The sequence below is a fragment of the Streptomyces sp. NPDC042346 genome (assembly GCF_055581845.1).
In genome coordinates, this window is the sequence record NZ_JBVJEH010000003.1 from 57683 (window position 1) to 69917 (window position 12235).

At 72.6% G+C, this 12235-nt stretch carries 12 protein-coding genes and 1 tRNA gene; 12 read left to right on the top strand and 1 reads right to left on the bottom strand.

All coding sequences use genetic code 11. The features are described 5' to 3' along the window. Positions 1-42 precede the first annotated feature (42 nt). The 12 genes from ACZ6K0_RS14000 to ACZ6K0_RS14055 all read left to right on the top strand — a co-directional run bounded on the left by ACZ6K0_RS14000 (position 43) and on the right by ACZ6K0_RS14055 (position 12006). Positions 43-810: a GntR family transcriptional regulator gene (locus ACZ6K0_RS14000; protein WP_469233772.1), complete on the top strand. Its 768-nt coding sequence runs from the start codon at positions 43-45 to the stop codon at positions 808-810. Positions 811-947: 137 nt separating this feature from the next. Next, a complete protein-coding gene (locus ACZ6K0_RS14005; protein ID WP_469233770.1) occupies positions 948-2084 on the top strand; it encodes a TIGR03364 family FAD-dependent oxidoreductase in 1137 nt (378 codons plus the stop codon). Beyond that, complete coding sequence (locus ACZ6K0_RS14010) at positions 2081-2776, top strand: phosphonatase-like hydrolase (RefSeq protein WP_376405505.1); 696 nt, start codon at positions 2081-2083, stop codon at positions 2774-2776. Before ACZ6K0_RS14005 ends, ACZ6K0_RS14010 begins: the two co-directional genes overlap by 4 nt. After that, positions 2773-3843, top strand: a complete 1071-nt coding sequence (locus tag ACZ6K0_RS14015; RefSeq protein ID WP_469233768.1) for an ABC transporter ATP-binding protein — start codon at positions 2773-2775, stop codon at positions 3841-3843. The genes ACZ6K0_RS14010 and ACZ6K0_RS14015 overlap by 4 nt, the downstream gene beginning before the upstream one ends. Further along, positions 3836-4738, top strand: coding sequence for a 2-aminoethylphosphonate ABC transporter permease subunit (locus ACZ6K0_RS14020; protein ID WP_469233767.1), 903 nt, complete (start codon positions 3836-3838; stop codon positions 4736-4738). The genes ACZ6K0_RS14015 and ACZ6K0_RS14020 overlap by 8 nt, the downstream gene beginning before the upstream one ends. Then, positions 4725-5522 carry an ABC transporter permease gene (locus ACZ6K0_RS14025; protein WP_376405511.1) on the top strand — a complete coding sequence of 266 codons (798 nt, stop codon included), beginning with the start codon at positions 4725-4727 and terminating at the stop codon, positions 5520-5522. Before ACZ6K0_RS14020 ends, ACZ6K0_RS14025 begins: the two co-directional genes overlap by 14 nt. 123 nt (positions 5523-5645) lie before the next feature. Beyond that, entirely contained in the window at positions 5646-6704 is a 1059-nt protein-coding gene (locus ACZ6K0_RS14030) for a 2-aminoethylphosphonate ABC transporter substrate-binding protein (protein WP_376405513.1), read from the top strand. Between the two features lie 164 nt (positions 6705-6868). Beyond that, positions 6869-8413 (top strand): alkaline phosphatase family protein, encoded by a 1545-nt coding sequence (locus ACZ6K0_RS14035; RefSeq protein WP_469233765.1) that lies wholly within the window; start codon positions 6869-6871, stop codon positions 8411-8413. 156 nt (positions 8414-8569) lie between these two features. Continuing rightward, the gene (locus ACZ6K0_RS14040; RefSeq protein ID WP_376405517.1) at positions 8570-9349 is read left to right on the top strand and encodes an HAD-IIA family hydrolase; all 780 of its coding nucleotides are present in this window, start codon (positions 8570-8572) and stop codon (positions 9347-9349) included. Positions 9350-9463: 114 nt separating this feature from the next. Continuing rightward, positions 9464-10042: a hypothetical protein gene (locus ACZ6K0_RS14045; RefSeq protein WP_469233763.1), complete on the top strand. Its 579-nt coding sequence runs from the start codon at positions 9464-9466 to the stop codon at positions 10040-10042. Positions 10043-10044: 2 nt separating this feature from the next. Then, positions 10045-10731 carry a class F sortase gene (locus ACZ6K0_RS14050; RefSeq protein ID WP_469233761.1) on the top strand — a complete coding sequence of 229 codons (687 nt, stop codon included), beginning with the start codon at positions 10045-10047 and terminating at the stop codon, positions 10729-10731. 228 nt (positions 10732-10959) lie between these two features. After that, positions 10960-12006: a glycoside hydrolase family 6 protein gene (locus ACZ6K0_RS14055; RefSeq protein ID WP_469233760.1), complete on the top strand. Its 1047-nt coding sequence runs from the start codon at positions 10960-10962 to the stop codon at positions 12004-12006. Between the two features lie 70 nt (positions 12007-12076). Here the strand turns inward: ACZ6K0_RS14055 and ACZ6K0_RS14060 are convergent. Beyond that, a tRNA-Lys gene (locus ACZ6K0_RS14060) sits at positions 12077-12150 on the bottom strand. Between the last annotated feature and the right edge of the window lie 85 nt (positions 12151-12235).

Genomic DNA, 12235 nt, shown 5'->3' on the forward strand with positions numbered 1-12235 from the left:
CCGTACACCTCCCCGTTCATCCCCGTCTGCGACGATCCCCAGGTGAACTACCAGACCGCCCCCGCCGACCCCGGCGCCCCCGTCCGTTCCGGCGTTCCCGAGCACGGCAGGGTCCCGAAGTACTACGCCGTGAAGGCGAAACTGGCCCTGCTCGTCGACGAGTTGGGCGAGGGCGGGCTGCTGCCCACCGAGCGCGACCTCGCCGTCCGGTACGAGGTGTCCCGAGAGACCGTCCGCCAGGCGCTGCGCGAACTCCTCCTGGAGGGCAGGGTGCGCCGCCAGGGCCGGGGCACGGTCGTCGCGGGCCCCAAGCTCGAACAGCCCCTCTCGCTCGCCAGCTACACGGAGGGCGTCCGCCGGCAGGGCCGCCGCCCGGGCCGCAGTCTGATCTCCCTCGACCGCTTCCCCTGCCCGGAGGCGCTCGCGCCGGAGATCGGCGCCGAACGCGGCGAGCCCGTCTGGCACATGGAGCGCGTGCTGCTCGCCGACGACGAGCGGGTCGGCCTGGAGAGCACGTACGTCTCCGAGGCCCGCGTCCCGCGCCTGGACGTCGACTTCGACCCGGACTCCTCCTTCTACTCCTACCTCCACGACCACCTCGGCGTGACCTTCGGCGACGCCGACGAGCGGATCGAGACCGTGCTCGCGACCCCGCGCGAGGCCCTGCTCGTCGGCACCCCGCCCGCCCTGCCGATGCTGCTGCTCCACCGCGTCTCCCGGGACACCTCGGGGCGCCCCCTGGAGCGGGTCCGCACGCTCTACCGCGGCGACCGCTTCAGCTTCACCGCGCACCTGGGCCGCCAGGACTGACGCGACCGGCCCGTTCACTCACTCCCCCTCTAAGGTCACAGAAAGGTAACGGGTCTGGTCCAAGCTTGTCGGGCCGTTCACCGTCCCGTTGCCCACCGGATCCGTCCGGGCCACCCGCCCCCACGACCGTTTCGGCCATGAAGGTGATCGTCGTAGGAGCCGGCGTGGTGGGAACCATGCACGCCTGGCACGCAGTGGAACGCGGCCATGAGGTCGTACACATCGAGCGCGAGGCGGAGGCGCGCGGAGCGTCCCTCCGCAACTTCGGCCAGATCTGGGTGAGCGGACGCGCGGGCGGGGAGGAGCTCGACACCGCCCTGCGCGCCCGCGAACTGTGGGAGGGCATCGGGGCCCGCGTCCCCGGCCTCGGCTTCCGAGCCAACGGCTCCCTGACGCCCGTGCGCAACGACCTGGAACTGGCCGTCGCCGAGGCCGCCCTGGCGCGGCCCGACGCCGCCGCCCGCGGCTACAAGCTGCTGACGGCGGACGAGGCCCGCGCGGTCAACCCCGCCCTGCGGGGCGAGTTCCAGGCCGCGCTCTGGTGCGAGCGGGACGCCGCCGTCGAGCCGCGCCTCGCCCAACTCGCCCTCCGGGAGGCCCTGCTGGCCACCGGCAAGTACACCTTCCTGCCGAACCGCGAGGTCCGTGACGTCGTCGCCGCCGACGGGAGCGGGACCGCTGCCGTCCGCGACGACCGGGGCGAGACGCACACCGGCGACGCCGTCGTCCTGTGCACCGGCGCCTGGCTCTCCGGCCTCGTCCGCGAGGTGGCCGGCGAGATACCCGTCCGCCGGGTCCGGCTCCAGATGATGCAGACCGAGCCCCTCGGCGAGCCCCTCACCACCTCCGTCGCCGACGCCGACTCGTTCCGCTACTACCCGGCGTACGCCTCCGAGGCGCTCGACGCCCTCGACGCCGGGCAGCCGCAGGACCCGACCGCCGCCGCCCACAAGATGCAGCTCCTCATGGTGCAGCGGCTCGACGGCGGACTGACCATCGGCGACACCCACGAGTACGAGCACCCCTTCGCCTTCGACACCCTCGAAGACCCCTACGAGCACCTCACCCGGGTCGTCGAGTCCTTCCTCGGCCGCCCGCTGCCGAAGATCAGGCGCCGCTGGGCCGGCGTGTACGCGCAGTGCGTCGACACCAGCAGGGTCGTGCACCGCCAGCAGGTCGGCGACGGCGTGTGGCTGGTGACCGGGCCCGGCGGGCGCGGCATGACCTGCTCGCCGGCCATCGCCGAGACGACCGCGAACGAACTGGGCTGGTGAACACAGTGAACAACCCGAAGCAGCACGACCTCGTCGTCCTCGACATGGCCGGCACGACCGTCGCCGACGGCGGCCTCGTCGAGCGGGCGTTCGCCACCGCCGCCGAGCGCCTCGGCGAGGACCCCGCCACGATGATCGACTACGTCCGCGCCACCATGGGCGAGTCGAAGATCTCCGTCTTCCGCCACCTCTTCGGCGGCGACGAGCACCGCGCCCAGCAGGCCAACCTCGCCTTCGAGGCGGCGTACGGAGAGCTGGTCTCCGGCGGCCTGATCGCACCGATCCCCGGCGCCGCCGAGGCCGTCGCCACGCTGAAGGAGCAGGGCAGGACCGTCGTCCTCACCACCGGCTTCGCCCGGGTCACCCAGGACGCCATCCTCGACGCCCTCGGCTGGCGCGACCTCGTCGGGCTGACCCTCTGCCCGGCCGACGCCGGCGGCCGGGGCCGTCCCTACCCGGACATGGTCCTCGCGGCCCTCCTCCGTACGGGCGCGGTCGAGGACGTCCGGCGGATCGCGGTCGCCGGCGACACCTCGTACGACATGCTCAGCGGCTCCCGCGCGGGCGCGGGCGTCGTGGCGGGCGTGCTGACCGGCGCCCACGGCGAGCCCGCGCTCACGGAGCACGGCGCCACCCACGTCCTCGCCTCGATCGCCGAACTCCCGTCTCTCCTCCGGGAGCTGGAGGCATGAACGGCGGCACGGGCAGGAACAGCGGTATCCGCTTCGACGGCGTCTCCGTCGCGTACGGCGGCACCACCGTCCTCGACTCGCTCGACCTGACCGTCGAACCCGGCGAGGTCATGGCCCTCCTCGGCCCCTCCGGATCCGGCAAGACGACCGCGCTGCGGGCCGTCGCCGGATTCGTCCGGCCGGCCTCCGGGCGGGTGTTCATCGGCGGCCAGGACGTCACCGCCCTCCCGCCGTACAAGCGGGGCATCGGCATGGTCGTCCAGCAGTACGCCCTCTTCCCGCACCTGCGCGTCGACGCCAACGTCGCCTTCGGCCTCAAGGCCCAGAAGGCGCCCAAGGCCGAGATCCCCGCCCGGGTCGCCGAGGCCCTGGAGATGACCGGCATGGCGGCGTACGCGCGCCGCTACCCCCGCGAGCTGTCCGGCGGGCAGCAGCAGCGCGTCGCCATCGCCCGCGCCCTCGCGATCCGGCCGCGCGTCCTCCTCCTCGACGAGCCGCTGTCCGCGCTCGACGCGCAGCTCCGCTCCGGCATGCTGGTCGAACTGGCCCGGCTGCAACGCGAGTTGCCCGACGTGTCGATCCTGTACGTCACCCACGACCAGGTCGAGGCGCTCACCCTCGCCGACCGGATCGCCGTCATGGACAGGGCCCGGCTCCAGGACTGCGGCACCCCGCAGGACCTGTACCGCCGCCCGCGTACGGAGTTCACGGCGTCGTTCGTCGGGAACGCCAACCTGCTGCCGGTGACGGTCGGCGCGGACGGGGTGGCCTTCGCGGGCACCGAACTGAAGGTGCCCACCGACGGGGTGGCCTCCGGTGCGAGCGCCACCCTCTGCGTCCGCCCGCACCTGGTCGGCCTCGGCGACGGGCCGAACGCGCTCCGGGGCCGCATCACCGAGGTCCAGTGGCGCGGCTCCACCCACCGGCTGTACGTCGAGGTCGGCGGCCACCGCGTGAAGGCGGACGTGCGCGAGCTCCGGGAGACCCCGGCGCTCGGCACCGAGGTCGCGCTCCACTTCGCCCCGCAGGACGCGGTGCTGCTCGGCGCGGGGGTGACCGATGGCTAGCGCCGTGCGGATCGCCGCCCCGGCGGCGACGGACGAGGAGACCGGCCGGGACCCGGCGACGGACCAGGAGCCCGGCCGGTCCGCGAGGACGCCCCGCTCGCTGCCCGCCTGGGTCTGGGCGCTGCCGCCCGTCGCCGTCCTCGCGCTCGTCTTCCTCTACCCCCTCGCGCTGGTCGTCCAGGAGTCCCTGGCGCCCGGCGCCTACGCCGACGTCTTCGCCTCCGCGTCCTTCCGCGACGCCCTCGTCACCACCGTGTGGCTCGCCGTCGCCTCCACCGTCGGCTGTCTCGTCCTCGGCTTCGCGCTCGCGCTCGTGATCGCCTTCGTGCCCTTCCCCGGCGGGAAGGCGGTGGCGAAGTTCATCGACGTGTTCCTGTCCTTCCCGTCGTTCCTGATCACGCTCGCCCTGCTGTTCCTCTACGGCACGGTCGGCATGGCCAACGGCGTCTGGACGGACGTCACCGGTGACGCGACCGGCCCCTTCCAGTTCCTGACCACGCCCTGGGGCGTACTCCTCGCCGAGATCACGTACTTCACGCCCTTCGTGATGCGCCCGCTCCTCGCCGCGTTCTCGCAGCTGGAGACCGCCCAGCTGGAGGTGGCGTCCTCCCTCGGGGCGAAGCCGGCCCGCATCATCCGGCAGGTGATCCTGCCCGAGGCGCTGCCCGCGCTCGCCGCCGGCGGCAGCCTCGTCCTCGTCATGTGCCTCAACGAGTTCGGGATCGTCCTCTTCACCGGCGCCAAGGGCGTCACGACCCTCCCGATGCTCGTCTACAGCAAGGCGATCCTCGAATCCGACTACGCCGCCGCCTGTGTCGTCGCCGTCGTCAACGTCGCGCTCTCCGTGGGCCTCTACGTCCTCTACCGGGGGGTGAGCCGCCGTGCTGGTGCATAGCCGTACGGGCAAGTGGACGGCGTGGGCGCTGTTCGCGGTCCTCTTCGTCCCCCTCTTCGCCCTGCCCCTGCTCGTCATCGTCGCCGCCTCCTTCTCCACGCACTGGTCCGGCGCCTTCCCCTCCGGCCCCACCACCGCCCACTACACGGCGGCCGTGCGCGGGGAGTCCCTCCAGGCGCTCACCACCAGCCTGGTCACCGCCGTCACCGCGAGCCTGATCGCCCTGACCCTCGGCACCTGGGCGGCGCTCGCCTCCGCCGCGATGGGCAAGCGGGGCCGCCGCGTCCTCGACGCCCTGTTCATGCTGCCGGTCGCCGTGCCGTCCGTGGTCGTCGGACTCGCCGTCCTCGTGGCCTTCTCGCAGCCGCCGCTGCTCCTCAACGGCACGCGCTGGATCGTGATCCTCGCGCACACCGTGCTCGTCACGGCCTTCGCCCACCAGTCGGTCGCGGCCGCCATCCGCCGCCTCGACCCGATGTACGAGCAGGCGGCGGCCAGCCTCGGCGCCCGCCCCTCGTACGTCCTGCTCCGGGTGCGGCTCCCGCTCCTGCTGCCGTCCCTGAACGCGGCGGCCGGGCTCTGCTTCGCCCTGTCCATGGGCGAGCTGAGCGCCACGATGATGCTCTACCCGCCGGACTGGCTGCCGCTTCCGGTGCTCATCTTCACGTCCACCGACCGGGGTTCGCTCTTCACCGGTTCGGCGCTCGCCGTGGTCCTCATGGCGGCGACCCTGCTGGCCCTCCTCGCGGTCTCCCGCATCCGCACCAAGGCCTCCTTCCGCTAGTCGCGCAGTCGCACCCGTCACACAGTCACGCCTGCCACACAGTCGCACCCGTCACACAGTCGCACCCGTCACACAGCCACGCCCGTCACGCAGTCACGCCCGTCACCAGGAGAGAACGACGTTATGCGTACGTACGCCAAGCCGATCGCCGCCGTCACCGGCGCTCTCGCCCTCGCCTCCACCCTCACCGCCTGCGGAGGTTCCTCCGCCGCCTCCGACGAGAAGACCGTCACCGTCTACAGCGCCGACGGCCTCAAGGGCGAGGCGGGCGACGGCTGGTACGACAAGGTCTTCAAGGACTTCGAGAAGCAGACCGGCATCAAGGTCGAGTACGTCGAGGGCGGCTCCGGCGAGATGGTGCAGCGCGCCCTCCGCGAGAAGAGCAACACCCAGGCCGACGTCCTCGTGACCCTGCCGCCCTTCATCCAGCAGGCCGACTCGAAGGGCCTGCTCCAGGCGTACGAGCCCCAGGGCTCCGACCAGGTCAGCGGCGCCGACAAGTCCGGCGACGGCAAGTGGACCTCGGTCGTCAACAACTACTTCGGCTTCATCCACAACAAGAAGGAGCTGCCGGCCGCCCCCAAGAGCTGGGAGGAGCTGCTCGACGCGAAGTACAAGAACAAGCTCCAGTACTCGACCCCCGGCGTCGCGGGCGACGGCACCGCCGTCCTCATCAAGGCCATGCACGACTTCGGCGGCCAGGAGCCGGCGATGGAGTACCTGAAGAAGCTCCAGGCCAACAACGTCGGCCCGTCCTCCTCCACCTCCAAGCTCGCCCCGAAGGTCGACAAGGGCGAACTGCTCGTCGCCAACGGCGACGTCCAGATGAACTACGCCCAGGCCCGGTCAATGCCGAACCTCGGCATCTGGTTCCCGGCGAAGGGCGCGGGCAAGCCGACCACCTTCGCCCTGCCGTACGCCGCGGGCCTGGTCGACAAGGCCCCGCACGGCGAGAACGGCAAGAAGCTCCTCGACTTCATGCTGAGCGAGCAGGCACAGCGCGAGGTCAGCGCCATCGGCGGCGGCTTCCCGGCCCGCAAGGACGTCAAGCCCACCGACGCCAACGCCATCGAGCTCGCCAAGATCCTCGACGGCGTCGAGATCTTCGAGCCGGACTGGGCGGACATCGACAAGAACCTGAAGACGTACGTCGACGCGTGGAAGTCCGCGACCGGCAGCTGACCGGTAGCCGACCGGCAGCCGACCGGCAGCCAAGAGTTCACCGCACGACCCTGGAAAGCCCCGGCAGATCGCGGAAAGATAACGGGTACGAACCAACGCCCCTGAGAAATCAGGGGCGTTGGCGCGCGTTCGCCCCCTATCGACCCCTGACGGAGGACTACGACATGCCGCTCACCGGCATCTCCCGCCGCACCGTGCTCGCCGCCGCCGGCGCCACCGCGGCCGTCGCCGCCACCGGCGCGCTCACCGCCCCCGCCGCCCACGCGGCCACCACCGCCGCGCCCACGCTCCCCAACGGCACCAGCAAGGACAAGGTGCTCGTCGTCGGCATGGACGGCCTGCGGTACGACAGGATCGACGCCGCCAAGGCCCCGAACCTCAAGTCCCTGATGACGAACGGCACGTTCGGCCGCTCCCTGCTCTACGCGAACCCGATGGCCGCGACCTCCTCCGGCCCCGGCTGGTCCACCATCTCCACCGGAGTCTGGCCCGACAAGCACGGCGTGAAGGACAACACCTTCACCGGCAAGAACTACGGCCAGTACCCCGGCTTCCTCGCCCGCCTGCACCAGATCCGCCCCGAGCTCTCCCTCTTCGCCGCCGTCGACTGGCCCGAGCTGGACACCCACGGCACCGTCACCCCCGGCGCCGACGCCAAGCTCGTCTACAACAACGACTACGCGGTCAACGACCTGGTGATCACCGACGCGACGGAGGACATCCTCCGCAACCAGAACCCCGACGTCCTCTTCGTCTACTTCGGCGAGACCGACGAGATCGGCCACAGCTACGGCGCGGCGCACAGCAAGTACCTCGACGCCATCGACGTCCAGGACGCCTACCTCGGCCGGCTGCTCACCGCGATCAAGGCCCGCCCGGCGTACGCCACGGAGCGCTGGACGGTCATCGTCGCCACCGACCACGGCCACACCGACGGCGGCGGCCACGGCGGCTCCACCATCGAGGAGCGCCGCACCTTCGTCCTCGCGCAGGGCCCCGGCATCGCCGCCGGCGCCCGCCCGATCGACACCCGGCTCGTCGACGTCGCCGCCACCGTCTTCCACCAGCTCGGCATCGTCCCCGACCCGTCCTGGGGCCTCGACGGCAAGCCGGTCCAGCAGCGCTCGACCGACCCCTTCGACGGCCTGTACGGCTCGCTCGCCGGCCGCGTCGACGAGACGGGCATCCCCGCCGGGATCCTCGGCTTCACCCACACCGCGCCCAGCGGCTGGTCCGTCATCAACAACGCCATGGGCACCGGCGGCATGACCGAGTGGCGCGGCTGGTCCTTCGCCACCGACGAGTTCTGGTCCCGCGCCCAGCGCGACCAGTCCCGCGAGCTGAACGTCCGCGCCCGCGGCGTCTTCGCCGTCGCCGACTCCGACGAGTGGGCGGACAAGTCCTTCTCGGGCGCGTACGACACGACCCTCGTGACCCCCGCGTACAGCGTCTCGGGCGCGACGAGGGCCACCCTCGACTTCACGACCTTCTACCGCCAGGAGGGCAGCCAGACGGCCCAGGTCCTGGCGAGCTTCAACGGCGGCACCCCGACCGTCGTCAAGAGCTACACCTCCGACGTGATCTCCCAGCCCCAGTCGCTCACCGTGAACGTCCCCGCCGGGGCGTCCAGCGTGAGCTTCCGCTTCCGCTACACCGGCGCCAACAACTGGTACTGGACGATCGACGGGGTCAAGGTCACGGCTTCCTGATCACCGACGGGGTCAAGGTCACGGCTTCCTGATCACCGACGGGGTCAAGGTCACGGCTTCCTGACTACCCTGGGGGCGTCGCCACAGCGCTGTCGCGGCGCCCCCAGCACACCGCACGTCCCGTGCGTGCATTTGTACGGCAGGAGTCCCGCACCCATGGCAGAGCGCAAGCCGATCGAATCCTGGCTGACCGACATGGACGGCGTCCTCATCCACGAGGGCGTTCCGATCCCCGGCGCCGACGCGTTCATCAAGAAGCTGCGGGAGACCGGGAAGCCCTTCCTGGTCCTCACGAACAACTCGATGTACACGGCCCGCGACCTGCACGCCCGCCTCGCGCGCATGGGCCTCGAAGTCCCCGTCGAGAACATCTGGACCTCGGCCCTCGCCACCGCCAAGTTCCTCGACGACCAGCGCCCCGGCGGCACCGCGTACGTCATCGGCGAGGCCGGCCTCACCACCGCGCTGCACGACATCGGCTACGTCCTCACCGACCACGCCCCCGACTACGTGGTCCTCGGCGAGACCCGGACGTACTCCTTCGAGGCGATGACCAAGGCCGTCCGGCTCATCAACGCCGGCGCCCGCTTCATCTGCACCAACCCCGACGAGACCGGCCCCTCCCTGGAGGGCCCCCTCCCGGCCACCGGCTCCGTCGCCGCGCTCATCACGAAGGCCACCGGCAAGGAGCCGTACTTCGCGGGCAAGCCGAACCCGCTCATGATGCGTACCGGCCTCAACGCCATCGGCGCCCACTCGGAGTCCAGCGCGATGATCGGCGACCGGATGGACACCGACATCCTGGCCGGCCTCGAAGCGGGCATGCAGACCTTCCTGGTGCTGACCGGGCTGACGTCGAAGGCGGAGATCGACCGCTTCCCGTTCCGCCCGTCCAAGATCGTGAACTCGATCGCGGACATCGTCGACCGCGTCTGAGGCCCCGCCCGGCCCCGCTGCGGATGCGAAGAGCGCCGATCCGGGTGACCCTGCCAGTACCAGGAGGTCACGATGCGTTCAGGTCCCATTGCTCTCCGTGCCGCAGGGGCGGCCTTGCTCCTCGTACTGGCACCCACGGCCGGTAGCGCGTACGCCCACGACGGGGTGAAGGTCACCGTCACCCCGTCCACCGCCTCGCCCGGCGCCGACGTGGACGTCCGCGTCCAGGGCTGCAAGGGCACGACCGGTGCCGCGAAGTCCCGGGCGTTCGTCGCCGACGTGGAGCTCACCGGCCGGGACGGCGGGGGCTATCCGCTGTTCGGCGACACCACGGTCAAGTCCGGACTCGAGGACGGTACGTACAAGGTCAGCGTGACCTGCGACGGCCACGACCACCGGGACGTCGGCACGGTGCAGGTCAGGCACCAGCAGCCGACCCACGAGCCGACCCATGAGCCGACCCACCACGCGACCCCGGTCGCCCCGGTCCGCGCGGGCGGCGGCGGCACCGCCGCCTTCGCCGCCCCGGCCGCCCCCGGAGTCGCCCAGACCACGAGCGAGAGCGGCCTCGGCACCCCGTACACCCTGCTCGGCCTCGGCCTGGCCGCGATCGCGGCGGTGGCGGTCGCCTTCCGCAGCTCCCGCCGCCGGACCGCCGGCACCGGTGCGGGCACCGGCACGGGCACGGACTGAGGATGTCGCCCGGAACCCGCCCGGCGGGCACCGGGCGCTTCGTCACCGGCGTGACCTGGGCGCTGCTGCTCCTCGGGCTCTGGCTCTGGGGCCGCGAGGCCACCGAGGGCCCCGGGGGCAGCTCCGCGCCCACCCACGGCGACATCGCCGCCGTCGGCCGGCCGCTCGGCGTGGACCTGCCCCCGGCCCACGCGCCGATCGCCCCCGCCGAGCCCCGGCGCGTGGAGGTCCCGTCCCTCGGCATCGCCGCGCCCGTCGTGGCGCGCGGCCTGGACGGGACGGGCGCGATCGACCCGCCGCCCTTCGAGACGCCCCACACGGTGGGCTGGTTCGGCGCCGGCACCCGGCCGGGTGCCGCCGGGGCGGCCCTGCTCGTCGGCCACGTCGACACGGACACCCGCCCGGCGGTCTTCTACGGCCTGAGCGCGGCCCGCCCCGGCGCGAAGATCCGGGTCACCCGGACGGACGGCACGGTCGCCGAATTCACGGTCGACGACATCCAGGTCTTCCCGCGCGACGACTTCGACGCGACGAAGGTCTACGGCCCCCGCGAGCCCCGCCGCGCCGAACTGCGCCTGATCACCTGCGGCGGCACCTTCGACCGCACGGCCGGCACGTACTCGGCGAACGTGGTCGTCTCGGCGTACCTCACGGGCACGGGGACGGGGACAGCGGCGCCGGGCACCTGAACCCCCGGCGACCGATCCCGGCGACCGGGTCCCGGCCGGTGGCTCGCGTCCCGCGGCGCCACCGGCCGGACCGGTCCTCGACCGCGGGGCTCACGGGCGGCGGGAGGAGCCCGGTGCCGGCCGCGGGAGGTCGGGGTTCCGGAACCGTAGAGGCCCTGCCTCGCCCGGTCCAGAGGGCTGTCGTGTCACGATGACCGCGACCGCTCCGTACGTGCCGAGGGGCCCCGAATGTCCGTATCTCCTTGCGTGCGTCGTGCGGGACTCACCCTCCCGGCCCTCGCGCTCGCGTTCCTCCTCGCCGCCGGCTGTACGAGCCCGGGCCCGGCCACCCCGCCCGCCGCGCGGAGCGACCCGCCCGCCGCCGGTGCCGCCCCCGCGCCCGCCCCCACGCCGTCCGCCCCCGTCCCGTACTGGGTGAACCCCGACGGCAAGGCCGCCCGGCAGATGGCCGCGCACCTCGCAGCCGGCCGTACCGCCGAGGCCGGGCTCCTGCGGCGGATCGCGTCCCGGCCCGTGGCCGAGTGGATCGGCACCGACCGGCCCGAGGCCGAGACCCGTGCGCTCACCGAGGCCGCCACCCGCGCCCGGCGCGAGGCGCTCCTCGTCCTCTACGACATCCCGCACCGCGACTGCGGCCGGCACTCGGCGGGCGGCGCGGCGGACGCCGACGCCTACCGCGCCTGGGTGGACGGGGTCGCCCGCGGCATCGGCGCGCGGCGCGCGACAGTCGTCCTCGAACCGGACGCCGTGACGCACGTCGTCGACGGCTGCACCGAGGAGCAGCACCGCGCGGAGCGGTACGAGCTGCTCGGCGCGGCCGTCCGACGGCTGAAGCAGCAGCCGGCCACCACCGTCTACCTGGACGCGGGCAACGCGGGCTGGGTCGGACCTTCGCAGCTGAGCGGCCCGCTCCAAGAGGCCGGGATCGCCGAGGCCGACGGCTTCGCGGTCAACGTCTCGAACTTCCAGACGACGGCGGCGAGCACCGCCTACGGCCGGCAGCTGTCGGCCCTGGTCGGCGGCAAGCCCTTCGTGATCGACACCAGCAGGAACGGAAACGGCCCCTACGCCGAGGGCGACCCGGCCCAGAACTGGTGCAACCCGCCGGGCCGCGCGCTCGGCGCGCCGCCGACCCGCAGCACCGGGGACCCGCTGGTCGCCGCGCATCTGTGGATCAAGCGGCCGGGCGAGTCGGACGGGGAGTGCCGGGGCGGACCGAGGGCGGGGGAGTGGTTCGACGCGTACGCCCTGGAACTGGCCCGCAACGCCCGGTAGTTCGGGCGGGAAAGCGCCACGGGAACGACCAAGGCCCCCTCACCGATGGTGAGGGGGCCTTGACTCTGCGTGCGCCGCCAGGGACTCGAACCCCGGACCCGCTGATTAAGAGTCAGCTGCTCTAACCAACTGAGCTAGCGGCGCCTGCTGACAGAGAGAACTCTACCCGACCTGGAGGTGTGCTCCTGACCAATACCGGTCGCGCCCGGCCTGTCGGATGGTCGTATCA

Excerpts from the sequence above, each read along its gene's own strand:
- ACZ6K0_RS14015 (WP_469233768.1), top strand. The coding sequence starts at position 2,773 with ATGAACGGCGGCACGGGCAGGAACAGCGGTATCCGCTTCGACGGCGTC.
- ACZ6K0_RS14035 (WP_469233765.1), top strand. The coding sequence starts at position 6,869 with ATGCCGCTCACCGGCATCTCCCGCCGCACCGTGCTCGCCGCCGCCGGC.
- ACZ6K0_RS14005 (WP_469233770.1), top strand. The coding sequence starts at position 948 with ATGAAGGTGATCGTCGTAGGAGCCGGCGTGGTGGGAACCATGCACGCC.
- ACZ6K0_RS14050 (WP_469233761.1), top strand. The coding sequence starts at position 10,045 with ATGTCGCCCGGAACCCGCCCGGCGGGCACCGGGCGCTTCGTCACCGGC.
- ACZ6K0_RS14055 (WP_469233760.1), top strand. The coding sequence starts at position 10,960 with ATGTCCGTATCTCCTTGCGTGCGTCGTGCGGGACTCACCCTCCCGGCC.
- ACZ6K0_RS14030 (WP_376405513.1), top strand. The coding sequence starts at position 5,646 with ATGCGTACGTACGCCAAGCCGATCGCCGCCGTCACCGGCGCTCTCGCC.
- ACZ6K0_RS14020 (WP_469233767.1), top strand. The coding sequence starts at position 3,836 with ATGGCTAGCGCCGTGCGGATCGCCGCCCCGGCGGCGACGGACGAGGAG.
- ACZ6K0_RS14040 (WP_376405517.1), top strand. The coding sequence starts at position 8,570 with ATGGCAGAGCGCAAGCCGATCGAATCCTGGCTGACCGACATGGACGGC.